General features: G+C 74.8%; 21 protein-coding genes. 5 read left to right on the top strand and 16 right to left on the bottom strand.

Translation table 11 applies throughout. The annotated features are described in order from the left end of the window. Window positions 1-72 precede the first annotated feature (72 nt). A complete protein-coding gene (locus ACIQVD_RS04280) occupies window positions 73-927 on the top strand; it encodes a ketose-bisphosphate aldolase (protein ID WP_400682513.1) in 855 nt (284 codons plus the stop codon). A gap of 46 nt (window positions 928-973) precedes the next feature. Here ACIQVD_RS04280 and ACIQVD_RS04275 read toward each other — a convergent pair whose 3' ends face one another. Together ACIQVD_RS04275 and ACIQVD_RS04270 are read right to left on the bottom strand one after the other, a co-directional pair. After that, window positions 974-1,948, bottom strand: coding sequence for a hypothetical protein (locus ACIQVD_RS04275; RefSeq protein ID WP_400682514.1), 975 nt, complete (start codon window positions 1,946-1,948; stop codon window positions 974-976). 77 nt (window positions 1,949-2,025) lie between these two features. Further along, the gene (locus tag ACIQVD_RS04270) at window positions 2,026-3,813 is read right to left on the bottom strand and encodes a diguanylate cyclase domain-containing protein (protein WP_400682516.1); all 1,788 of its coding nucleotides are present in this window, start codon (window positions 3,811-3,813) and stop codon (window positions 2,026-2,028) included. 223 nt (window positions 3,814-4,036) lie between these two features. Between ACIQVD_RS04270 and ACIQVD_RS04265 the strand changes: the two genes are divergently transcribed. Continuing rightward, window positions 4,037-4,588, top strand: a complete 552-nt coding sequence (locus ACIQVD_RS04265) for a flavin reductase family protein (RefSeq protein WP_400682517.1) — start codon at window positions 4,037-4,039, stop codon at window positions 4,586-4,588. A gap of 7 nt (window positions 4,589-4,595) precedes the next feature. Here the strand turns inward: ACIQVD_RS04265 and arfB are convergent, their stop codons facing one another. Further along, window positions 4,596-5,024, bottom strand: a complete 429-nt coding sequence (gene arfB / locus ACIQVD_RS04260) for an alternative ribosome rescue aminoacyl-tRNA hydrolase ArfB (protein ID WP_100836825.1) — start codon at window positions 5,022-5,024, stop codon at window positions 4,596-4,598. Window positions 5,025-5,086: 62 nt separating this feature from the next. Here arfB and ACIQVD_RS04255 point away from each other — a divergent pair, with 62 nt between their 5' ends. Further along, window positions 5,087-5,578, top strand: a complete 492-nt coding sequence (locus ACIQVD_RS04255; protein ID WP_100838541.1) for a hypothetical protein — start codon at window positions 5,087-5,089, stop codon at window positions 5,576-5,578. A gap of 112 nt (window positions 5,579-5,690) precedes the next feature. Beyond that, window positions 5,691-6,266: a TerD family protein gene (locus ACIQVD_RS04250; protein ID WP_400682518.1), complete on the top strand. Its 576-nt coding sequence runs from the start codon at window positions 5,691-5,693 to the stop codon at window positions 6,264-6,266. Window positions 6,267-6,330: 64 nt separating this feature from the next. Here the strand turns inward: ACIQVD_RS04250 and ACIQVD_RS04245 are convergent, their stop codons facing one another. From ACIQVD_RS04245 to ACIQVD_RS04215, 7 genes are all read right to left on the bottom strand, one after another. Beyond that, entirely contained in the window at window positions 6,331-7,335 is a 1,005-nt protein-coding gene (locus ACIQVD_RS04245; RefSeq protein ID WP_400682519.1) for a hypothetical protein, read from the bottom strand. Between the two features lie 104 nt (window positions 7,336-7,439). Continuing rightward, on the bottom strand, window positions 7,440-7,937 hold the full coding sequence (locus ACIQVD_RS04240) for a DUF3180 domain-containing protein (protein WP_402285929.1): 498 nt from the start codon (window positions 7,935-7,937) through the stop codon (window positions 7,440-7,442). A gap of 122 nt (window positions 7,938-8,059) precedes the next feature. Next, window positions 8,060-8,659, bottom strand: a complete 600-nt coding sequence (gene folK, locus ACIQVD_RS04235) for a 2-amino-4-hydroxy-6-hydroxymethyldihydropteridine diphosphokinase (RefSeq protein WP_111554808.1) — start codon at window positions 8,657-8,659, stop codon at window positions 8,060-8,062. A gap of 35 nt (window positions 8,660-8,694) precedes the next feature. Further along, window positions 8,695-9,054: a dihydroneopterin aldolase gene (gene folB, locus ACIQVD_RS04230; protein ID WP_100838542.1), complete on the bottom strand. Its 360-nt coding sequence runs from the start codon at window positions 9,052-9,054 to the stop codon at window positions 8,695-8,697. A 164-nt stretch (window positions 9,055-9,218) separates the two neighbouring features. Then, window positions 9,219-9,719, bottom strand: a complete 501-nt coding sequence (locus ACIQVD_RS04225) for a nuclear transport factor 2 family protein (protein ID WP_100836831.1) — start codon at window positions 9,717-9,719, stop codon at window positions 9,219-9,221. A gap of 2 nt (window positions 9,720-9,721) precedes the next feature. Then, window positions 9,722-10,588 carry a dihydropteroate synthase gene (gene folP / locus ACIQVD_RS04220; RefSeq protein ID WP_402285925.1) on the bottom strand — a complete coding sequence of 289 codons (867 nt, stop codon included), beginning with the start codon at window positions 10,586-10,588 and terminating at the stop codon, window positions 9,722-9,724. 137 nt (window positions 10,589-10,725) lie between these two features. Continuing rightward, entirely contained in the window at window positions 10,726-12,570 is a 1,845-nt protein-coding gene (locus ACIQVD_RS04215; protein WP_400682525.1) for a phosphatidylglycerol lysyltransferase domain-containing protein, read from the bottom strand. Between the two features lie 391 nt (window positions 12,571-12,961). Here ACIQVD_RS04215 and ACIQVD_RS04210 point away from each other — a divergent pair, with 391 nt between their 5' ends. Next, entirely contained in the window at window positions 12,962-14,143 is a 1,182-nt protein-coding gene (locus tag ACIQVD_RS04210; protein ID WP_400682528.1) for an alpha/beta hydrolase, read from the top strand. A gap of 72 nt (window positions 14,144-14,215) precedes the next feature. Here the strand turns inward: ACIQVD_RS04210 and folE are convergent, their stop codons facing one another. The 6 genes from folE to dacB all read right to left on the bottom strand — a co-directional run bounded on the left by folE (window position 14,216) and on the right by dacB (window position 22,347). Then, window positions 14,216-14,824, bottom strand: a complete 609-nt coding sequence (folE, locus tag ACIQVD_RS04205) for a GTP cyclohydrolase I FolE (RefSeq protein ID WP_402285922.1) — start codon at window positions 14,822-14,824, stop codon at window positions 14,216-14,218. 133 nt (window positions 14,825-14,957) lie between these two features. Next, on the bottom strand, window positions 14,958-17,000 hold the full coding sequence (gene ftsH, locus ACIQVD_RS04200) for an ATP-dependent zinc metalloprotease FtsH (protein ID WP_400682530.1): 2,043 nt from the start codon (window positions 16,998-17,000) through the stop codon (window positions 14,958-14,960). A gap of 223 nt (window positions 17,001-17,223) precedes the next feature. Next, on the bottom strand, window positions 17,224-17,763 hold the full coding sequence (gene hpt / locus ACIQVD_RS04195; protein WP_400682712.1) for a hypoxanthine phosphoribosyltransferase: 540 nt from the start codon (window positions 17,761-17,763) through the stop codon (window positions 17,224-17,226). 78 nt (window positions 17,764-17,841) lie between these two features. Further along, window positions 17,842-18,975 carry a tRNA lysidine(34) synthetase TilS gene (tilS, locus tag ACIQVD_RS04190; RefSeq protein ID WP_400682532.1) on the bottom strand — a complete coding sequence of 378 codons (1,134 nt, stop codon included), beginning with the start codon at window positions 18,973-18,975 and terminating at the stop codon, window positions 17,842-17,844. Between the two features lie 266 nt (window positions 18,976-19,241). Continuing rightward, a complete protein-coding gene (locus ACIQVD_RS04185; RefSeq protein WP_400682535.1) occupies window positions 19,242-20,414 on the bottom strand; it encodes a zinc-dependent metalloprotease in 1,173 nt (390 codons plus the stop codon). 358 nt (window positions 20,415-20,772) lie between these two features. Next, the gene (gene dacB, locus ACIQVD_RS04180) at window positions 20,773-22,347 is read right to left on the bottom strand and encodes a D-alanyl-D-alanine carboxypeptidase/D-alanyl-D-alanine-endopeptidase (RefSeq protein WP_402285919.1); all 1,575 of its coding nucleotides are present in this window, start codon (window positions 22,345-22,347) and stop codon (window positions 20,773-20,775) included. Window positions 22,348-22,357 lie beyond the last annotated feature (10 nt).

Below are 22,357 nucleotides of genomic sequence, written 5' to 3'. Positions count from 1 at the left end.
CCCCGGTCCTCCCGGTCACGGGGGTGAGCAGCGGAACCTGCGCCTCGCTACTCACCCCACCGGGAGCACCCCTTGCCGCTCGCCCGCACCTCCGACCTGCTCGCCGCCGCCGTCGCCGACCGGCGCGGCCTGCCCGCCTTCAACGTGATCACCCTGGAGCACGCCGAGGCCATCGCCGCCGGCGCCGAGGCCGCGGCCACGCCCGTGGTCCTCCAGCTCAGCCAGAACGCCGTCGCCCACCGCGGCGGCCGACTGCTGCCGATCGCCCGCGCCTGCGCCGAGGTGGCCGCCGCCGCCCGCGTCCCCGTCTCGCTCCACCTCGACCACGTCGAGGACGCCGACCTGCTGCGCGCGGCCCCCGCCGCCGGGTTCTCCTCCGCGATGTTCGACGCCTCCGCGCTGCCGCACGACGAGAACGTCAAGGCCACCGCCGAGGCCACCGCCTGGGCGCACCGCCACGGGCTGCACGTGGAGGCCGAACTCGGCCGGGTCGGCGGCAAGGACGGCGAGCCCCCGCTCGGCGCGCACGCCCCCGGCGCCCGCACCGACCCGGACGAGGCCGCCCGCTACGTGGCCGAGACCGGCGTCGACGCGCTGGCCGTCGCGGTCGGCTCCTCGCACGCGATGACCTCCCGGACCGCCGCCCTGGACCACGCGCTGATCCGCGCCCTGGCCGCCGCCGTCCCCGTCCCGCTGGTGCTGCACGGCAGTTCCGGGGTGCCCGACGACGCCCTGGCCGAGGCGGTCGCCGCCGGCATGGTGAAGATCAACATCGGGACGGCGCTCAACCTCGCCTACACCCCGGCCGTCCGCGCCCACCTGGCCGCCCACCCCGGGGCCACCGACCCCCGGCCCGGCCTGGCCGCCGCCCGCGACGCGATGGCCCGGACCGTCGAGCACCTGGCCCGGGTGGTCGCCGGCCGCTGACCCGCGCACCGTTCCGGCCGGACGCACCGCGCCCGGCCGGGACGGGCTACCAGCCCTGGACCTTCGAGGTGCCGTTCGGGGTGACCGCGATCTGGTCGAGCAGGAAGCCGCACTGGTTGTCGGCCTGGCAGGTCACCGAGATGGTGTGCGGGCCGGGCTGGGCCACGGTGCCGCTGACCCAGGAGGAGTACCAGGAGCTCTCCGGCGGCAGGCCGGGGCTGTAGTTGTTGAGCTTTATCGGGGTGTAGGTCGGCTTGCCGTCCACCGCGACGGTGGCGGTGGCGTTCGGGCCGCTGTTGTTGAAGCGCAGCCAGATCTGGAAGGTGCCGGCGGCGGGCACGTTCACGTCCCAGGAGACCGAGGCGCCCACCGTGCCGAGCCCGTCGACGTACTTGCCGCCGGCCGCCTTCGCGCCCGCGACCTGCCCGGCGACCGTGCTGCCGCCGCCGAGCTTCATGCCGGCGGCGTCGGCGACGTCCGTCCCGCCGGAGAGCGCGGTGGTGCTGGGCGAGGAGTCGGCCGAGGGGCCGGCGCTGCCCGCGGCGGCCGTGACGCCGCCGGACGGGGCGGCGGGCGCGGACTGGGCGGCGGCGCCGGACTTGGGCTTGCCGTCCGGGTCGCCGGTGGAGAGCGCGACGCCCGCGCCGATGGCGACCGCGGCGACCACCGCGACGGCGCCGATGATCGCGGCCTTGCCGCGGCCCGCGGGCTTCTCCTCGCCGGGCCGGGGCCGGGAGCGCTCGGCGTAGCGGGACTGCTGGGGCAGCGCGGAGGTGGGCTCCGACCCGGGGAACTGGCCGGCGGGCTGCCCGGGGGCCTGGCCGTACCCGGCGGGGCCGGCCTGCGGGTGGACGGGGCGCTCGCCGTAGCTGGCGCGGCCGACCTCCATCGGGCGGCTGTAGCCGCTGCGGGGCCGCTCCGCGACGGGCTGCTCGCCCTCCGCCGGGCGGTAGAGGTACGCGAAGGGGTCGTCCTGGACCGCGTCTTCGGGCGGTGCGCCGTTGTCACCGGGCGTGGTCACGGTCGACTCCCCTGGAGCTGGATGGTCTCTGTACCCAGGGCACCCTACCTGGCCCGGCTGAGCGGGGGCGAAGCGGTTCAGCCCGCCCGGCGGTGCGAGCGCTCGCCGCGCGAGCCGCGGGCGGCGCCGCCGCGGGTGCGCTTCTCGTCGTACATCCGCTCGTCCGCGGAGTGCAGCACCTCGTCGATGCTCATGCCGCACCCGGCCCAGCCGATGCCCAGGCTGACGCCGACCCGCACCGCCCGGTTGTCGATCCGCATCGGCGGCAGGATCGCCCCGCGCAGCCGCCCGGCCAGCTCCTTGGCCTCCTCGCGGCCGATGTTGTCGGCCAGGACGACGAACTCGTCGCCGCTCATCCGGGCCACCGTGTCGCCCTCCCGGACGACCTGCTGGAGGCGGCGGGCGATCTCGATCAGGACGGCGTCGCCGGTGTTGTGCCCGTGCCGGTCGTTGACCAGCTTGAACCCGTCGAGGTCGCAGTAGAGGACGGCCAGGCCGCGCTCGCCGGCGGGGGCGCCGCGGCGGTGGCCGTGCCACAGGTCGCCGGCGGGCTGCTCGGCGGGGACCACCGCGTGCACGTGGTGGGCGGGGGCGCCGGGGTACGGCGGCCGGTCGTCGGGGAAGGCGGCCAGGTCGCGCTCCAGGGGCCCGTCGGGGGCCGCGTAGCCGTGCGCGAGGGCGTCGGGCGCCCCGGGGGCCGGGCGGCCGTCCGCGGCGGCGTGGGAGGGCTGGTGGGGGGCGTCGGGGGGCGGTGCCTGGCCGGGTATCGCCGGGGTCGGGGCGACCGGACAGAGCCGGCGGGCCAGCCGGGCCCGCAGCTCGGCGCCGTTCGGCAGGCCGGTGAGCGCGTCGTGGCTGGCCCGGTGGGCGAGCTGGAGCTCGTGGCGCTTGCGGTCCTCGATGTCCTCGACGTGGGTCAGCAGGAAGCTGGGGCCCTCGGCGGCGTCGGCGACCACCGAGTTGCGCAGGCAGACCCACTGGTAGCCGCCGTCCCGGCGGGCCAGCCGCAGTTCGGCGCGGCCGCCCTCGGCGCTGGTGCGCAGCAGCAGGTCGAGGTCGTCGGGGTGGACCAGGTCGACGAAGCGCTGCTGGCGCAGGGCGGCGCGGGGACGGCCGAGCAGCCGGCACAGGGCGTCGTTGACCCGGCTGAGCTGGCCCATCGCGTCGCCGTGCAGCTCGGTGATGGCCATCCCGCTGGGGGCGTACTCGAAGGCCTGCCGGAAGGACTCCTCGCTGGCCCGCAGGGCCTGCTGCTCCTTCTCCAGCCGGGCCAGGGCGCGCTGCATCTCGGCCCGCAGCCGGGCGTTGCCGATGGCTATGGAGGCCTGCAGGGAGAACATCTCCAGCGCCTCGCGGGTCCAGGCGCCGGGGCGCTTGCCGCTGCGCGGGCGGTCCACCGAGAGGATGCCGAGCAGGTCGCCGCCGGCGCTGTACATCGGGGCGAGCAGCACGTCGGCGGGGTGCCAGTCGTTGCCGTAGACGGGCATCGGGCCGTCGCCGGTCCAGGTGGGGACGTCGGTGGCGATCGCCCAGCCGCGGTCGTGCGGCAGGAAGCGCAGGGTGCCCCAGTGGTCGGCGACCTGGAGCATCCGCTCCCAGGACTCGCGGGAGCCGACCTGGCCGAGCAGGACGGTGGGGCCGCCGAAGGCGTTCTCCTCGATCTCCCAGACGGCGGCGACCACGAGGTCGCCGTCGGGGCGCACCAGGCTGACCGCGGCGGCGTCGAACCCGAGCCCGTGGACCGCGCCCTCGACGACCGCCTGCAGGGTTCCCGCCAGGCTCCGGGCAGCGTTGAGGTCCGCCACGACCCGGTGCAAGGTGCGGAGGGTCGCGAGGCGGACGTAGGGCTCCGACTCGGCTTCCATGCGGGGGCTCCCCGGCTGCTTCGGATGGTTCTTGAAAGGTTGTCGTCCGATTGCCAGAAGAACTGAATCACAGCGAGCACTGCGATAGGCACGCTCGGTCAGCAATAGCCGGTGACTGTGACTCAAATCACACAATGATCAAGGAGTTGGCGACCAAAGGCCGAGCGGACCTACGACCACGGCCCGATACCGGCACGCCCGACCGGCGACTACCGTGCGGTACGTGTACAGCTCTCCGCAGTCCCCCGCCGCCCCCGCGGCCCCCGCCCCCGCGGCGGCCGGCGCCGCCCCCGAGGAGTTCCGGGCCGCCCTCGGCCAACTCGCCGCGGGCGTCTCGCTGCTGACCGTGCACGACCCCGAGGACGACGAGGACGCGGGGATGACCGCGACCTCGTTCCTGTCGGTGTCGCTGGAGCCGCCGCTGGTGCTGGTCTCGCTCCGCACCGACTCCCGGATGGACGAGCTGCTGGCCCGGGCCGAGACCTGGGCGGTGTCGCTGCTCGGCGAGGAGCACCGCGCGCTCGCCTCCCGGTTCGCCATGAAGGGGCGGCTCAGCGACCGGCTGCTGTTCGCCGACGCCGCCTGGCACCGCGGCCCGCACGCGGGCGCCCCGCTGATCGACGGCGCGCTGGCCACCGTGGAGTGCCGCACCGAGCAGCGGATCGCGGCCGGCGACCACACCCTGGTGCTCGGCCGCGTCCTGGCCGCCGAGGTGCCGGCCCCGGCCGGACGGCCGCTGCTGTACCTGCGCGGCGGCTACCGGCAGCTGGGCTGACGGCCCGTCACTCCGGGCGGATTCGGCCCCGGCCCTGCTTGAGCCCCGAGCGGTGCCGCTTGGTCTCCAGCCGCCGCTCGACCATGCCCCGGCTGGGCTTGGTGGCCCGCCGGGCCTTCGGCGGCGGCGCGGTGGCCTCCCCCAGCAGCGCGGCCAGCCGGGCCGCGGCCACCTCCCGGTTGCGCCACTGCGAGCGGTGCTCGGAGGCCCGGACCACCAGCACCCCGTCCACCAGCCGGGAGGCCAGCCGCTCCAGGGCGCGCTCCTTCCACACCGCCGGCAGCGCGTCGGAGGAGGCGAGGTCCCAGCGCAGCTCGACCCGGGAGTCGGAGGTGTTCACGTGCTGTCCGCCGGGGCCGGAGGACCGCGAGAAGCGCCAGACGAGCTCGGCGTCGGGGACGACCACCGAGCCCCGTACGCGCACGGGCTCAGTCATGCGCCCATCATCCCGCCCGCCCCCGGCCCCCGTCACCTGGTTAAGCGGGCACAATGGCGGGCGTGATCGAGCTCGGCTACTCGCTGTCCACCCGCCTCCCCGACCCCCCGCAGACCGACTACCGCACCGCGTCGGTCCGCTCGCTGCGGCACGACCTGTTCGCGGGCGACGTGTACCTGGAGACGGACGAGGGCGCCGGGCTGGAGACCCGCTGGGGCTGGGTGCCGGTGCTGGACTTCGCCTGGGCGGTGTGCGACATCGCCGAGCGGCTCGACCAGGACCCGCGGGGCAGCCGGGAGGCCCGGGTGCGCACCGAGGACCTGGACTTCACCCAGAACACCGAACTGCTGCGCTTCGCCCGCCGGTTCGGCTGGGTGGAGATCACCGCGACCTGGCGCCCCGAGGACGAGCCGCTGGTGGTCCGGCACGCCGAACTGCGCCGCGAGGCCCGGGACTTCCTGCAGGACGTGCTGGCCGACCTGACCGAGCTGCACGAGGGGCTCGCCGACAACCCGAACGTCTGGACCGTCCAGGGCCGTTACCCGAGAATCTGATCACGGCCCGAACGCCGTCCGGGGGAGAACCGTCCGTCCACCAACCGGTGGAACCAATCGCGGCCCGTCCGGCGTTCTCTGGGCAAAACCGACCGAAGGGACACCACAGACCATGCCCGTGAGCCTCTCCAAGGGTGGCAACGTCTCGCTGACCAAGGAGGCCCCCGGCCTGACCGCGGTCACCGTCGGCCTCGGCTGGGACGTGCGCACCACCACCGGCGCCGAGTTCGACCTGGACGCCAGCGCGATCGTCCTGAACGGCGAAGGCAAGGTCTACTCGGACCGGCACTTCGTGTTCTTCAACAACACCAGCACCCCGGACAGCAGCGTCGTGCACACCGGCGACAACCGCACCGGCGAGGGCGCGGGCGACGACGAGTCGATCAACGTCAACCTGGCCGCGCTGCCCGCCGACGTCACCAAGATCGTCTTCCCGGTGACCATCTACGACGGCATCAACCGCGGCCAGAGCTTCGGCCAGGTCCGCAACGCCTACATCCGGGTGCTCAACCAGGCCGGCGGCACCGAGATCGCCCGCTACGACCTCTCCGAGGACGCCGCCACCGAGACCGCGATGATCTTCGGCGAGCTGTACCGCAACGGCGACGAGTGGAAGTTCCGCGCCATCGGCCAGGGCTACGCCTCCGGCCTGGTCGGCATTGCCCAGGACTTCGGCGTCAACGTCTGACCCGGCGCCACCACGCGAACGGCCCCCGGAATCCTCCGGGGGCCGTTCGCGCACCGGGGCGCCGTCAGGAGCGGCCGGCCCGCAGCTCGGGCAGCTCCAGCAGCTCGGTCTCGTCGTGCGCGGTCAGGTCGACCACCTCGGACTCGGTGTCCGACTCGGCGTGCTGGTGGCTCGGCGGCTGCTCCACCGCCTGGTGCGGCGGCTGCGCGGCGTCCACCGGGGCGCCGGCCGTCACCGCGTAGCGCTCGCTGTCGGCCAGCGCCTCGTCGCCCACCACGTCCGCCAGGTCGCCGACCGCGGGGGCCGCGGCGCCGGAGCGCAGCGCGGCCCGGGCCGCGCCGGGGCGGCCGAAGAAGCTGAACGCCGTGGCCCGCGGGCGCTGCGGCGCGGGGACGGCCGGGCGCTGCTCCGGCCCGGGCAGCGCCGGGCCGACCGGGCGCAGCGCGGCGGCCGCGGCCGCCGGCACCGGCTCCGGCATCTTCGGGCGCAGCTCGACCTGGGCCCGCTCGTCCACCGCGCGGCGCGCCTCGGCGACCGCCGCCTGCCGCTCCAGGTGCCGCAGCGCGGCCTGCGCGCGGACGTAGGAGGCGGGCGTGACGGGGTGCTTGGGGCGGGCTGCCTCCACGGCCTCGCGGGCCGCCTCGGCCTCCTTCAGGGCCTGCTCGGCGACCATCACGGCGCGCTCGCGCAGCAGCCGGGCGATCTCGGTCTCGGCCTTGGCCAGCCGGGACTTCTCCGCGGTCAGCCGCCGTCCGAACCGGGTGGCGCGCTCCTCGGCGACCTCGGCCGCGTACTCGGCCTCGGCGATCTGCTCCTCGTAGCGCTCCTCGGCCCGCATCCGGCGCACCACGGCCAGCTGGGCGGAGGTCCGGGCGGCCCGGTCGCGCTGGCGCAGCACCAGGGCCAGACCGACCACCGCGACGACCGCGGCGACGCCCACCGAGCGGGCCACCACCTGATCCGGACTGGCCACCAGCGCGGCCAGCGCCGCGACCACGAGCACACCGGAGGCGACCGGCGGCAGCAGCCGGCCGAGGACGGAGGAATGACGGTGGCGTCCGCGAGACATGGCTAGAAACTAGCGTGCGAATCACGGCGCTGTCAGCCTCGCCCCCCATTCGGGCCTTGACAGTCCGCGAGAACCACGGACGGCGACGGCCCGGTGACGGACCGTCAGTGCGGGGAGGCGGCCGTCCCGCGCGGGTGCTCGGGGTCGTCGTGGTCGTCGGGCAGCTTGCAGATGTGCTGCAGCCACAGCGCCACCGCGATCACCGCCGCCCCGGCCAGCACCGCGAACAGCGCGGTGGCCGCCTGCGTCCGGCGGGCCGCGATGTCCAGCGAGCCGAGCAGGAACACCCCGACGCCCGCGTAGATCCCGGTCACCACCGCCGACACCAGCGCGCTGGCCTGCCCCAGCACCAGCGCCCGGGCCGCGTGCAGCGGGTCGACGCCCTTGGCGCCGGGCTGCCGCTCGCGCACCGCCTTGAGCCGCGAGCGCAGCGAGAGCGCCGCGGCCAGCAGCACCACGGCGACCGCCGCCAGCACGTACGGCGCGTAGGCGGGCACCCCGGGCAGCGTGTCCAGCGAGTCCCACAGCCGGGCGCCCCCCCAGGACAGCAGCCCGGTGATCGCGGTGATGCCGAGCAGCAGACGGAGACGGAGCGGCTTCACGCGGACGGGCTTCCTTCCAGTGGGACGACGGCGGGGTCACGACCAGGCCACCGTACCGGCCCGGCCGCACCCGCAGGGAGCTACGCCCGCGTGCGCCCGGAAGTTCCCGGGCGCCGACCGGGCTACTCGGGCAGCCGCAGCTGCAGGTCGGCGCGGAGCCGCACGCCCTGCGCCCCGGCCCCGCCCAGGCCCGCCAGCAGCTCGGCGACCGGGCCGCGGCCCGGTACCTCGGCCGCCGGGTCGGCGTCCTGCCAGGGCGCCAGCACGAACGCCCGCTCGTGCGCCCGCGGGTGGGGCAGCGTCAGGTGCGGGTCGTCGCTGGTGACGCCCTCGTAGGCGAGCACGTCGACGTCCAGGGTGCGCGGGCCCCAGTGGACGGTGCGGACCCGGCCGAACGCGTCCTCCACCGCGTTGGCCCGCTCCAGCAGGTCCCGCGGGGGCAGCGAGGTGCGCAGCACGGCGACGGCGTTGAAGTAGCTCGGCTGGTCCTCGGGGCCGCCGACGGCGTCCGTCTCGTACACCGCGGACAGCGCGGTCACCCGCACCCCCGGGGTGTCCGCCAGCGCGTCGACGGCGCCCTGGAGGGTCTCCAGGCGGTTGCCCAGGTTGCTGCCGAGCGCGACGGCGGCGGTGCGGGAGTCGTGCAGGGTGGACTCCACGCGGTCCACCCTGCCCTGCAGGTCGAACGTGGTCGGCGTGGCGGTCGGGTCGGTCGTGGCCAATGGAGTTCCCTCTGCTCGGGCTCCACCGGGCGCGGTCAGGCGCGGCCCCGGCGGATCGTGATGGTGACGTCGTCGAACGGGACGGTGATCGGGGCGTCCGGCTTGTGCACGGTGACCTCGACCTCCTCGACCACCTCGTGGCGCAGGCACTGGTCGGCGATCCGCTGGGCCAGCGTCTCGATCAGGTCGACCGGGTCGCCCGCGATCACCGCGGTGACCTCCTCCGCGATCACGCCGTAGTGGGCGGTGCGGGTCAGGTCGTCGCCCGCGGCGGCCGGCCGGGTGTCGAGGAACAGCGTCAGGTCGACCACGAAGGTCTGCCCCTCGACCCGCTCCCGTTCGAAGACGCCGTGGTGGCCCCGGGCACGGAGCCCGCGCAGGGTGACGCGGTCCAGCAAAAGAATCACTGCTCCCAGCTGACGGCCCCGCCGGGGCGGGGAACGGCGGGCACCGTCGCCCGCCGCCCCTCGAATCTACCTTCGAGCACCGACCGCCCGGGACCGCCTCCCCGTCCGCCCACCCGATCGGACCGGCCGCCGCGGCCCTTGACGCCGCGGCGCTACTCGTCCTCGTCGTCCTCGTCGTCCCCGCTGGTGAGCACCGGCGAGCCGTGGTGCGACCACAGCTTCCAGCCCGCCGGCGTCCGCCGGAACAGGTTCGTCGACACCACCTTGCCGCCCACCAGCGGCCCCAGCTCGCCCTCCTCCTCCGGCTCGCCGCCGGACAGGATGTTCTCCGTGCAGGTCACCAGGGCCACGTCGCCCTGCACGTCCACCTCGACGTCGGTCAGGAAGAACTGGATGTACTCGGTGTTCGCCATGATCAGCATGTACGAGCGGGTCACCTGGGCCCGGCCGATCAGCGCCGGCCACCCCGGGTGGACGCAGAACACCCCGCTCTTGTCGTCCGCCTCGTCCGGCCCCAGCCAGATCGCCTCGACGGCCTCCAGGTCGCCGTTCTCCAGCGCCTCGTACAGCGCCTGGTTGACCGCCAGGACCGCTTCCCCGTCCGCCTCCGGCGCCGCCGCCCGGTCGTTGCCGCCACTCACTGCATCCGCCACGTCTACCCCCTCTGCGCCGCCTGCTGCCAGGCCGCGACGACTCGTACGGCGTCAGCCGTGCCGGACACGTCATGCACCCGCACCGCCCAGGCGCCCGCCCTCGCCGCCAGCACCGAGACCGCCGCCGTGGCGTCGTCCCGCTGCCGCGCCGGGCGCAGCTCCCCGGTTTCCGGGTTGGCCAGCAGCGTACCCAGGAAGCGCTTGCGCGAAGCCGCCACCAGCACCGGCCGTCCCAGCGCCGTCAGCGCGTCCAGCCGGCCCAGCAGGGCCCAGTTGTGCGCGCCGGTCTTGGCGAACCCCAGGCCCGGGTCGAGGATCAGCTGCTCCTCCTTCACCCCCGCGGCCAGCAGCTCCTCCACCCGGACGGTCAGCTCGCGCACCACGTCCGCGACCACGTCGCTGTACACCGCGCGGGCGTCCATGTCCGCGGACTGGCCGCGCCAGTGCATCACCACGAACGGCGCGCCGGTGTCGGCCACCACCCCGGCCATCTCCGGGTCGGCGAGCCCGCCGGACACGTCGTTGACCAGCCGGGCGCCCGCCGCGAGGGCCGCCGCGGCGACGCCCGCCCGCATGGTGTCCACCGAGACCACCGCCCCGGCCCGGGCCAGCTCGGTGACCACCGGCACCACCCGGCGCAGTTCCTCCGCCTCGGTCACCCGCACCGCGCCCGGCCGGGTCGACTCCCCGCCCACGTCCACCAGGTCCGCCCCGCGCGCCACCAGGTCCAGCCCGTGCGCCACCGCCCGCGCCGGGTCCAGCCACAGCCCCCCGTCCGAGAACGAGTCCGGCGTGACGTTGACCACTCCCATCACCGCGCAGCGCTCAAGGACGGGCAGACCGGGGACGTTCTCGCTCATGCGTCCCATTATCGACGCACCGGGTGGAACGACTCCCCCGGGCGGGGCCGACGGGGGCGCGGGGAACCGCGCGACCGGCCCGGCGCCCGCCGCGGGGTCGCGAGGAGGAGGCGGCCCGCCGCCCGCCCCGCGACCCCGCCGCGCGCCTACGCGGCCCTGCCCAACTGCGCCGCGGGCTCCGCCGTCAGGCTCTGGCGCTGCCGCTTGCGGCCGAAGCGCGGCATGCCGAGGGTGATGAACGCCTCCGCCTGCATCGCGGCGAAGCCGATCCGCGGCAGGTCCCGGGTGTGCGGGTAGACCAGGAAGCGCGGCTCCCAGCTCGGCTGGAACTTCGCGTTGAACTTGTACAGCGACTCGATCTGGAACCAGCGCGAGAGGAACACCAGCAGCCCGCGCCAGGCCCGCAGCACCGGGCCCGCCCCGATCCGCTCGCCGCGGGCGAGCGCCGAGCGGAACATCGCGAAGTTCAGCGAGACCCGCCGCACGCCCATCGCCCCGACCTCCTGGAGGGCGGCGACGATCAGCAGCTCGTTGAGGCCGGGGTCGGCCTCCCGGTCGCGGCGCATCAGCTCCAGCGAGATGCCGTCCTCGCCCCACGGGACGAAGTGCAGCACCGCCTTCAGGTCGTCGGCGGCGTCGGCGCCCGCCTCCCCCTCCTCGGGGGCCTTGTGCGCGGTGACGACCACGCAGTCGTCGTCCCCGGCGTCGCCGAACCGGCCGAGCGCCATGGAGAAGCCGCGCTCGGTGTCGGTGCCGCGCCAGCGGGCCGCCGCGTCGCCGATCTGCCGCTTCTCGTCGAGGGTGAGGTCGCCGACCCGGCGGACCTTGCAGGAGTAGCCGTTGCGCTCGATCCGCTTGACCATCTGGCGGACGTTGCGCATCGCGCGGCCGGAGAGCGAGAAGGAGGCGGTGTCGACGATCGCCTCGTCGCCGAGTTCGAGCGCGTCCAGCCCGGCCTCCCGGGTCCACACCTCGCCGCCGACCTCGGAGCAGCCCATCACGGCGGGCACCCAGGCGTGCTCGCGGGCGGTCGTCATGAAGACCTTGATCGCGCCGGGCCACGCCTCGACGTCGCCGACCGGGTCGCCGGAGGCCAGCATCACGCCGGAGACCACCCGGTAGGAGATCGCGGCCTTGCCGGTCGGCGAGAACAGCACGCTCTTGTCGCGGCGCAGCGCGAAGTAGCCGAGCGAGTCGCGCCGGCCGTGCCGGGCCAGCAGCTCGCGGACCCGCAGCTCGTCCTCGGGGGTGAGCTCGGGCTCGGGCTTCTCCGGGCGCAGCGCCAGGTACGCGGTGGTGAGGGCGGTGACCAGGCCGAGCGCGCCGAGCGAGTAGCCGACCAGGTCGGCGATCCGGTCGGAGGTGTAGTGGATCGGGCCGCCGAAGCCGAACAGGCCGTAGCCGACCTGCTCCAGCCGCTGGAACAGCGACGGGTCGCCGATCTCCGCCTTCCAGCGGACCGAGACCACGACCAGGCCGAGCAGCACCGAGACGACGCCGAGCACGGCGAAGTTGAGCACCGCGCGCCAGCGGGTGCGCGGGTCGGCCTTGGCGTAGAACTCGCGCCGGTGCACCAGCATCACCGCGAGCAGCGCCAGCGAGATCGCGGCCTGCCCGAACTGGTGCCAGCGCAGCAGGTGCAGCGCCGCGCCGACCGGCAGCAGCGCGCACACCGCCCGCCAGGCCCGCGCCTTGCGGCGGCGCAGCGCGTGCGCCAGCAGCACCAGCAGCACGCCGACCATCAGGGTGCCGGCGGCGGCCAGCGTGGTGGTGCCGCCGGGCAGCTGGCCGACCACGGTGTGCACCCTGGTGAACCGCAGCCTGGGGGAGACCGCGCAGGCGATGTCGATCAGGCCGATGGCCAGGCAGGCGTACCCGACCGCCCCCGGCAGCCAGGCCCGCGGCACCGCGGCGGCCTGGTTGCGGAGCGCCCGCAGACCGCGCGGGCGGGGTGCGTCGGGGGTCGTCTCAGCGGACACGGGAGCGCTCATGGAAACTCAGCCTAGAGGCACCGGGGCGCTGGGCGCGCACTCCGGGAGCCGGGGCGTGATGGACTCTCATGACTGTTCCTTTTTCTGGCAATCCGCACGTCAAGCGCGGTCCACGGGAGGTTCGGGTCCGCTCGCCGGGGGCCCGGTTCGAACGGTTGCGCTCATCGGTCCGGGGGACACGGCGCCCCGGCCCGACCGCACCCGTGACCGCCTGTCCGGCGGTTCGGCGCGTCCGGCATCCCGATGGACGCCGCGGCCCAGTGCGGCGGTTCCCCCACCCGCGGCACGTATTCGCACGGGCATCCGACGCCCGGTCAGCGTACCCCGAATCGCTTCCGACGGTCCGTCAGATGACGATGGCGGGGCGGGAGTCGAGGAGGGACCGGAAGGCATGGAGCTGACCAGCCGGACGTTGGTGTACGCGCTGACCGCGGCGGCCGCGGCCGCCCTGCTCGGCACCCTGTGGCTGTGGCCCCGGCTGGCCCGGCAGCGCCCGCTGCCGGTGCTCGGCCGGCTCGCCCTGCTGTCGGTCACCCAACTGGCCGTCCTGGGGGTGCTGCTGCTGTCGGTGAACAACGCCTACGGCTTCTACAGCTCCTGGAACGACCTGCTGCACCCCGGCGCCGCGGCGCTCGCGCCGGTCGCCGCGCAGGTGCCGGGCGCCGCGCCGGAGACCGGGCAGCTGGTGCGGCCCACCGACGAGGGCGGGCTGGAGACCGTCAAGGAGGTGCTGCCCGCCGGGCCGCCGGAGGAGGTCGGCCGGGTCGACTCGGTGCGGATCACCGGCCCCGCCTCCGGCCTGTCCGACCAGGTCTTCGTCTACCTGCCGCCGGAGTACTTCAACCCGCGCTACGTCCGCGAGCGCTTCCCGGTGCTGCTCGCCCTGGCCGGCTACCCCGGGCCCTCGCTGCACCTGGTCGAGGGGCTGCGGCTGCCGCGGACCGCCGCCGAGCTGCAGCGCGCCGGGAAGCTGGCGCCGACCGTGATCGTGATGGCCCGTCCGACCGTGGCCCCGCCGCGCAACACCGAGTGCGTGGACGTCCCGGGCGGGCCGAAGGCGGAGACCTGGTTCGCCGAGGACGTCCCGGCGGCGGTCCGCTCCGCGTACCGGGTCAGCCGCTCGGCGGACTCCTGGGGCGTGTTCGGCTACTCCACCGGCGGGTCCTGCGCGCTGCGGCTGGCGATGCGGCACCCCGGCACGTTCCGGACCGCGGCCGGGATGCACGCCGACTACACCGTCCCGAACGACCGCTGGACGGACGGCGACCTGTTCCGCGGCGACCAGGACGCCGCCCGGCGGTCCGACCTGACCTGGCGGCTGAGGAACCTGCCCGCGCCGCGGGCCGACCTGCTGCTGGTCTCCACCCGGGCCGAGGCCGACTTCGCGGCCACCGAGCGGTTCCTGGCCGCGGCCCGGCAGGTGGCCGCGGCCCACCCCGAGCTGAAGGTGGACTCGATCTTCCTGCCCGACGGCGGGCACTCCTTCGAGACCTGGCGGCGCGAGCTGCCCGCCACCCTGGAGTGGCTGGGCGACCACCTCGACCCGCCGCCGGACCGCGAGCCGCACTCCTGAGCCCCCGCTCCCGGAGACGCACCGGGGCGCCACCCGTGCGGGTGGCGCCCCGGTCAGCGGGCCGACGGCGCGTCAGCGACCGCCGATGATCAGGCTCATCGCCTCGTTGCGGGTGGCCGGGTCGCGCAGCTGGCCGCGGACGGCGGAGGTGAGCGTCTTGGCGCCGGGCTTGCGGATGCCGCGCATCGACATGCACATGTGCTCGCACTCGAACACCACGATCGCGCCGCGCGGCTCCAGGATGCGCATCAGCGCGTCGGCGACCTGGCTGGTCAGCCGCTCCTGCACCTGCGGCCGGCGGGCGTACACGTCGACCAGCCGGGCCAGCTTGGACAGGCCGGTGATCTTGCCGCTGGTGGACGGGATGTAGCCGACGTGCGCGACGCCGCGGAACGGCACCAGGTGGTGCTCGCAGGTGGAGTACACCTCGATGTCCTTGACCAGCACCATCTCGTCGTGGCCGAGGTCGAAGGTGGTGGTCAGCACGTCCTCCGGCTGCTGCCACAGGCCGGCGAATATCTCCCGGTAGGCGCGGGCCACCCGGGCCGGGGTCTCCAGCAGCCCCTCGCGGTCCGGGTCCTCCCCGACGGCGAGGAGCAGCTCGCGGACGGCGTTCTCGGCCCGCTTCTGGTCGAACTCGCGGCCGGGGGACTCACCGTCGAGCGTCACCGGATCGATCATGCGTGCCTCGCTGCTCGTCAGTCGGGAAATCTCGGTCAAGCGGGTGGAGAGGGTCGGCGCAGCACGAATGCCGCGCCTCCAGGGTACAAACCCCGGAAACGCGGCATCCATTCCGAACCGGTGGTCGGCCCGATCAGCTCTCGACCTGGCCGCCGTCGACCGGCGGGAGCTTCACGACGTCGACCGGGTCACCCGCGGCCGGCGCGGCGCCGTTGGTCAGCGCCAGCTCCTTCGGCGACTGCACCGGCGGCCGGGTGGACGGGGTGCGGCGGGCCGACCCGGTCCAGGCCGGACGCGGGGGACGCTTGATCACCGGAGTGAAGATCTCGGCGATCTGCTCCTTGTTCAGCGTCTCCTTCTCCAGCAGTTCGAGCACCAGGTTGTCCAGCACGTCCCGGTTCTCGACCAGGATCTCCCAGGCGTCGTTGTGCGCGGTCTCGATCAGCTTCTTGACCTCCTCGTCCACCAGCCCGGCGACCTCTTCCGAGTAGTCGCGCTGGTGGCCCATCTCACGGCCGAGGAACGGCTCGGAGTCGGAGGTGCCGAACTTGATCGCGCCCAGGCGCTCGCTCATGCCGTACTGGGTGACCATGGCCCGCGCGGTGGCGGTGGCCTTCTCGATGTCGTTCGAGGCGCCGGTGGTCGGGTCGTGGAAGACCAGCTCCTCCGCCGCCCGGCCGCCCAGCATGTAGGACAGCTGGTCGAGCATCTCGTTGCGGGTGGTCGAGTACTTGTCCTCGTCCGGCAGCACCATCGTGTAGCCCAGGGCGCGGCCCCGGGACAGGATGGTGATCTTGTGCACCGGGTCGGAGTAGTTGCAGGCCGCCGCGACCAGGGCGTGGCCGCCCTCGTGGTACGCGGTGATCTTCTTCTCCTTCTCGGACATGATCCGCGAGCGCTTCTGCGGACCGGCCACGACGCGGTCGATCGCCTCGTCCAGCGTCTGGTTGTCGATCAGCTTCTTCTCGGAGCGCGCGGTGAGCAGCGCCGCCTCGTTCAGCACGTTCGACAGGTCGGCGCCGGTGAAGCCGGGGGTGCGCTTGGCGACGGCCGAGAGGTCGACGTCCGGCGCGATCGGCTTGCCCTTCTGGTGCACCTTGAGGATGTCCAGTCGGCCCTGGAGGTCCGGGCGGTCGACGGCGATCTGCCGGTCGAAGCGGCCGGGGCGCAGCAGCGCCGGGTCCAGGATGTCGGGGCGGTTGGTGGCGGCGATCAGGATGACGCCGCCCTTGACGTCGAAGCCGTCCATCTCGACCAGCAGCTGGTTGAGGGTCTGCTCGCGCTCGTCGTGGCCGCCGCCGAGGCCCGCGCCGCGGTGCCGGCCGACGGCGTCGATCTCGTCGACGAAGATGATCGCCGGGGCGTTCGCCTTGGCCTGCTCGAACAGGTCGCGGACCCGGCTGGCGCCGACGCCGACGAACATCTCGACGAAGTCGGAGCCCGAGATCGAGTAGAACGGCACGCCCGCCTCGCCCGCGACGGCGCGGGCCAGCAGGGTCTTGCCGGTGCCGGGCGGGCCGTACAGCAGCACGCCCTTGGGGATCTTGGCGCCGACCGCCTGGAACTTGGCCGGTTCCTGGAGGAACTCCTTGATCTCGTGGAGCTCCTCGACCGCCTCGTCGGCGCCCGCGACGTCCGCGAAGGTGGTCTTCGGGGTGTCCTTGGTGAGCAGTTTGGCCTTGGACTTGCCGAACTGCATGACCCGGGAGCCGCCGCCCTGCATCTGGTTCATCAGGAACAGGAAGACCAGGACGATGATCACGATCGGGAGCATCGAGAAGAGCAGGCTGACGATCGTCGACTGCTTCTCGGGGCTGACCGTGTAGCCGTCGGCGATCTGCCCGCCGGCGTACTTGTCCTGGAGTGTCTTGGCCAGATCGGCGGCCTGCTGCTCGCCGGTGTAGGAGGCCTGGAAGCGGGTGCCGGACGGCGACTTGCCGTTCGAGCCGGCCTTCAGCTTCTGGCCGTCCTGCAGCTGGATCTTGATGAGGTTCGAGTCACCGGTGGTGAGCTGCGCCGACTTCACCTGGTTGTTGTCGATGGCGCTGACGATCTGCCCGGTGTCCGCAGTTTTGTAGCCGCTCGAATCCGAGACGAGCTCCATCAATGCGAACACGGCGAGGGCGGCCAGCACGACCCACATGATCGGCGCACGGAAGTATCGCTTGACGTCCATCCATGCGGGGCGTCACCGCCCCGTCCCTCCTGCCAGTTCAACGGGCGCTGCTCGGCTGTGGGGCCTCGGCGCATCCGATATGTGCTCGTAAGACGAGCGTTTGATTGGACCGTACCGCAGCGACCCCCGGTCCCGGCGGGATCGCACCACGGTGCGGGCTATTTTCCTACCCCCGCACAACGGGTGGGAACGGGGCACTGTTCCCACCCGTCGCCCGAACGGTTCAGCCGCCGTACACGTGGGGCGCGAGCGTGCCGATGAACGGCAGGTTGCGCAGCTTCTCCGCGTAGTCCAGGCCGTAGCCGACCACGAACTCGTTGGGGATGTCGAACCCGACGTACTCGACGTCGATCTCCACCTTGGCCGCGTCCGGCTTGCGCAGCAGGGTGCAGACCTTGAGCGAGGCCGGGCCGCGCGAGCCCAGGTTGCCGAGCAGCCAGGACAGCGTCAGGCCGGAGTCGATGATGTCCTCGACGATCAGCACGTCCTTGCCGGCGATGTCGGTGTCCAGGTCCTTGAGGATCCGCACCACGCCGGAGGACTTGGTGCCCATCCCGTACGAGGAGACGGCCATCCAGTCCATGGTGACCTGGCTGTGCAGCGTCCGGGCCAGGTCGGCCATCACCATCACGGCGCCCTTGAGGACGCCCACCAGCAGGAGGTCCTTACCCGCGTAGTCCTGGTCGATCCGCGCGGCCAGCTCCACCAGCTTGGCGTCGATCTCGTCCTTGCTGATGAGCACCTTCGCGAGGTCTGCGCCCATGTCGTTCTGGTCCACCGGGGATACGTCCTCAAACGTTCGGGGTCTGGGTTCGGCGGCGGCGGTACGACCTGTTCGTGCTCAGTCGCCCTGCCGCCGAAACACCAGCGTGCCACACCGGCGCACGGCTTCGACGCCCCCGGGTAGGTGCAGCGGGCCCTGGCCGCGCCAGCCGGTGACCAGCAGGTCCACGCTCTCCAGGTGCCGGGCGAACAGGTCGCCGGCCGGGCAGCCCGCGCGCAGCGCGGCCCGGCGCAGCACCCGGCGGCGGACCGCGGGGGGCAGTTCGGCGAGCTTGCCCGCGTCCAGGGCGCCGTCCGGGGAGCGCAGGTCGCGCTCGGCGAGGGCGGCCCACTGGTCGAGGGCGTCGGCGTCGTCGCGGAACAGCCGGGCGGTGCGGGCCAGCGCCTCCACCACGCCGCCGCCCAGGTGCTTCTCCAGCACCGGCAGCACCTCGTGCCGGACCCGGGAGCGGGTGTACGCCGGGTCGGTGTTGTGCGGGTCGTCCCAGACCGGGATGGACTGCGCGGCGCAGGCCCGCCGGGTGGCGGCCCGGTCCAGCTCCAGCAGCGGGCGGCGGTAGCGGCCCTTCTGGGCGGGCATCCCGGCCAGCGAGCGGGCCCCGGAGCCGCGGGCCAGGCCCAGCAGCACGGTCTCCGCCTGGTCGTCACGGGTGTGGCCGAGCAGGACGGCGAGCGCGCCGTGCCGCTCGGCGGCCAGGTCGAGCGCGGCGTAGCGGGCGTCCCGGGCGGCGTTCTCCGGGCCGCCCTCGCGGCCCACCCGGACGGCGACCGCCTCCACCGGGTCCAGGCCGAGCTCGCGCAGCCGGACGGCGACCTGCTCGGCCCGCTCGGCCGAACCGGCCTGCAGGCCGTGGTCGACGGTGACCGCGCCGACCCGCAGGCCGAGCTTGGGGGCCTCGAAGGCCGTGGCGGTGGCCAGCGCCATCGAGTCGGCGCCGCCGGAGACCGCCACCAGCACCAGCGGGGAGCCTGGCGCGGCGGGCGTGCGGGGCAGGCCGGAGGGGTGCCGGCGGGCGTTGCCGATCAGCGTGCCGGGCACCGTCGCGGTGCCGGCCAGCGCGGGCACCGGCACGGGCGCGGGCGTCCGCGGGCGGGCCTGCCCGCCGGGGACGACACCCGCCTCCGCGGCGAGTTCGGCGAGGGTACGGCGGACGGCGAGGCGTATCGCCGCGACAGCGGGGTGTGGGCCCATGGTTGGCACTCCTTGGCGGAGGGAGGGTTGTGTCGGCCGCCTGTCAGCTCTCGGTCACCAGGCGCTCACAGATGGTCGCAGAATCCGGCCACCGCCCACGCCACCCGCGCCAACGGCGGATCCACCGTCCCACGTACGGGTGAATGGAGAAACGTTACGGCTGCCTCAGGTGTACGACTCACCGGACGGAGGGACCGGTCGTGACCGGGCCCGACCGGTCCGGACAGGCCCGGCCGGTGAGCCCCGGTGAGCCCCGGTGAGCCCGGTCAGCCGGTGACCCGGGCCACCCAGGACGCCGGGTCGTGGATCTCCTCCTTGGTGGGCAGCGTGTTCGGCGAGGTCCAGACCCGGTTGAAGCCGTCCATCCCGACCCGCTCCACCACGCCCCGGACGAACACCGCGCCGTCCTGGTACTGCCGCAGCTTGGCGTCCATCCCGAGCAGCCGGCGCAGCGCCAGGTCGAGCCGGCCGCTGCCGCGGTCGCGGCGGCGCTGGAACTTCTCCCGGATCTCCGCCACCGAGGGCACCACCGCGGGCCCCACCCCGTCCATCACCACGTCCGCGTGGCCCTCCAGCAGCGACATCACCGCCGTCAGCCGGGACAGGATCTCCCGCTGCGCGGGCGTCTGCACCAGGTCGGTCACGCTGGGCGCGCCCTCCCGGCCCGCGCGGCCCTCGCGCCGGCCGCCCAGGCCCGGGAGCGGCAGGCCGCCGAGCGCCTCGCGCAGCCGCTCCAGGAAGGCCGCCGGGTCGACGTCGGTCTGCGCCAGGAACTCCTGCACCTCGGACTGGATGTGGTCGCGCAGCCACGGCACCGCGGTGAACTGGGTCCGGTGGGTCTCCTCGTGCAGGCACACCCAGAGCCGGAAGTCGTGCGGGGCGACGTCGAGTTCGCGCTCCACCTGGACGATGTTCGGCGCCACCAGCAGCAGCCGCCCGGGCGGGGCGGCCAGACCGCGCCGGGGCTGGTCGAACAGGCCCTCCGGGCTGTCCGGGGCGCTCGGCAGCTCGGCCGGCGCGAAGGTCTCGTACTGGCCGAGCACCTTCGCCGACAGGAAGGCCAGCACCACGCCGACCTCCACCCCGGTGGCCTTCGCCCCCGCCGAACCGGCCGCCGCCGCGCCCCGGCCGCCGCCCTCCCGGCGGGCCGCCAGCTTCTCGGTCAGCGGGCGCACCACCGTCCGGAAGCCCGCCACGTTGGCCCGCACCCAGCCCGGCCGGTCCACCACCAGCACCGGCGTGCCCGCCACCCCGGTCGACCCCATCCGGGTGTACTCGCGCACGTGCCGCTCGGCCTCCGCCGCGTGCCGGCGCAACTCGGCGACGGCCGCCCGGGCCTCGTCCCGCCCGATCCGCGGCCCCGGCCGGGCGAGCCGCACCGCGGTCGCCACGGCGAGATTCCAGTCGACCATCTCCGCACTGCCGCTCGCGCTCGTCATGTCTTCACCGTACGTGCTCACCCCCGCCCGGGGGAGGCGCGCACCCTCGCCGCTCCGTGCCGTGACACCCCGTCAACGCTCCGCCGCCGGACACCGGGAGCACCCCGGGCCCGGCCCACCCACCGCACAGCGGCCGCCGCTCCCCCGTCCCCGGGCCGCCCGCGCCTCGGCGGTCCGGCCCGGCGGGGAGCGGCGGGGCGGCTGCGTCCCGGCGGGCATCCCCGTCCGACCGGGGCTGCGCGAGGTCGGCGGCGACCGGTCCGCGCGCGGCCGTCCGCAGGACGCCGCGCCCGCCCCGGGAAACAGCCGCCCCGCCACCGCCCCGGAGCCGCGCACCGCCCGGCCGGACCGGCGGGGGTCAGCAGCCGCAGGCGGCGATCTTGGCGACGATGCGGTCGACGGCGGCGCGGGCCGCGGTGGGGTCGGCGTCGGTGCGGGTCATCAGGGCGAAGGCCAGGACGCGGCCGTCGGCGTCGACCACGGTGCCCGCCAGGGTGTTGACGCCCTGGAGGGTGCCGGTCTTGGCGCGGACGATGCCGGCGGCCTCCGCCGCGCCGGACTTCGCGCCGAAACGGTTCACCAGGGTGCCGGAGAATCCGGCGACCGGGAGGCCGGTGATCACCGGGCGCAGCTCCGGGTGGGCGGGGGCGGCGGCCGCGGCGAGCAGCTTGACCAGGGTGATCGGCGGGATCAGGTTGGCCTTGGCCAGGCCGCTGCCGTCGGTGAGCACCACGCCGTCCAACGGGACTCCGAGCCCGGCCAGTTCGGTGCTGACCGCCTTCGCCGCGCCCTCGAAGCTGGCGGGCTGCTTCGCGGCGATCGCGGCCTGCCGGGCGACCGCCTCGGCCAGCGTGTTGTCGGAGGTGGTGAGCATCCGCTCGACCAGCCGCCCGATCGTCGGCGACTCCACCCGGGCCAGTTCGGTCGCGGCGGCCGTGCCCGTGGCCGTGCCCGCGGCTGTCCCGGCGGGCGCGGTGGCGGGCCCGGTGGCCGCGGCGGGCTTGCCCTGCACGGCGACGCCCTCCGCCCTGAGGAAGCCGGCGAAGGAGTCGGCGGCCTGCCCGGCGGGGTCGAACACCCGGGCCGGGGCCTCGTCGGGCGAGCGCGGGTCGATCCGGCCCTCGTCGACCATCAGCGGGGTGACCGCGGCGATGTTCATCGCGTCGTGGTCCTTGTGCAGCAGCGGGCCGGTGTAGAGCGAGGTGTCGTACGAGAGCCGCACCTCGGTGGTGCCGGCGGCCTTGAGCGCGGTGGCGGTGCGGTGGGCCAGCTCGGCCACCGAGGCGGGGTCGCTGTCCGGGTCGACGGGCAGGCCGCCGATCCGGACCTGGTCGGCGGGCAGGGCGGTCAGGGTGGGGTCGCCGCCGCCGACCAGGGTGATCTCGCCCGGGGCGGTGCCCCGGACCACGGTGGTGGCGATCCGGTGCTCGGCGGGCAGCAGGGCCAGGGCGGCGACCGCGGTGGCGAGCTTGGTGGTGGAGGCGGGCGTGGCCGGGGTGTTCTCCTGCGCGCCGAACAGGAACTCACCGGTGGCGGCGTCGGCGACCGCGAAGTTCAGGGTGCCCAGCGCCTTGTCCTGGACGGTGCCGCCGAGCGCGGTGCGCAGCCCGCCGCCGGTCGGGGCCTTGCTGTCGGCGGCGTCGCCCTCGGCCAGCACCGGGCCCTTGACCGGGACGGCCCGGTGCCGGTCGTCCCGGTGCTGCCGGCCGTCGCCCTTGCCGTCGCCCTTGCCGTCGCCGTGGTCACCGGCGTCGCCGCCCTGCCGGTCCTCGCTCCGGCCGTGGCCGTCCCCGGCGGGCCGGCTCGTCCCGGCGCCCGGCGTGGGCTGGGCCAGGGCCGGGTCGGCGGCCAGGGTCCCGGCGGCCAGCACCACCCCCAGCGCGGCTGCCAGGGCGGCTCTGCGCCCGCGTCCCACCCCTGTCCCTGCTCTCACCGACCGGCCC

The organism is Kitasatospora sp. NPDC090308, assembly GCF_044769485.1.
GTDB lineage: Bacteria > Actinomycetota > Actinomycetes > Streptomycetales > Streptomycetaceae > Kitasatospora > Kitasatospora fiedleri.
This window is presented reverse-complemented; position numbering and strand designations above follow the sequence as displayed.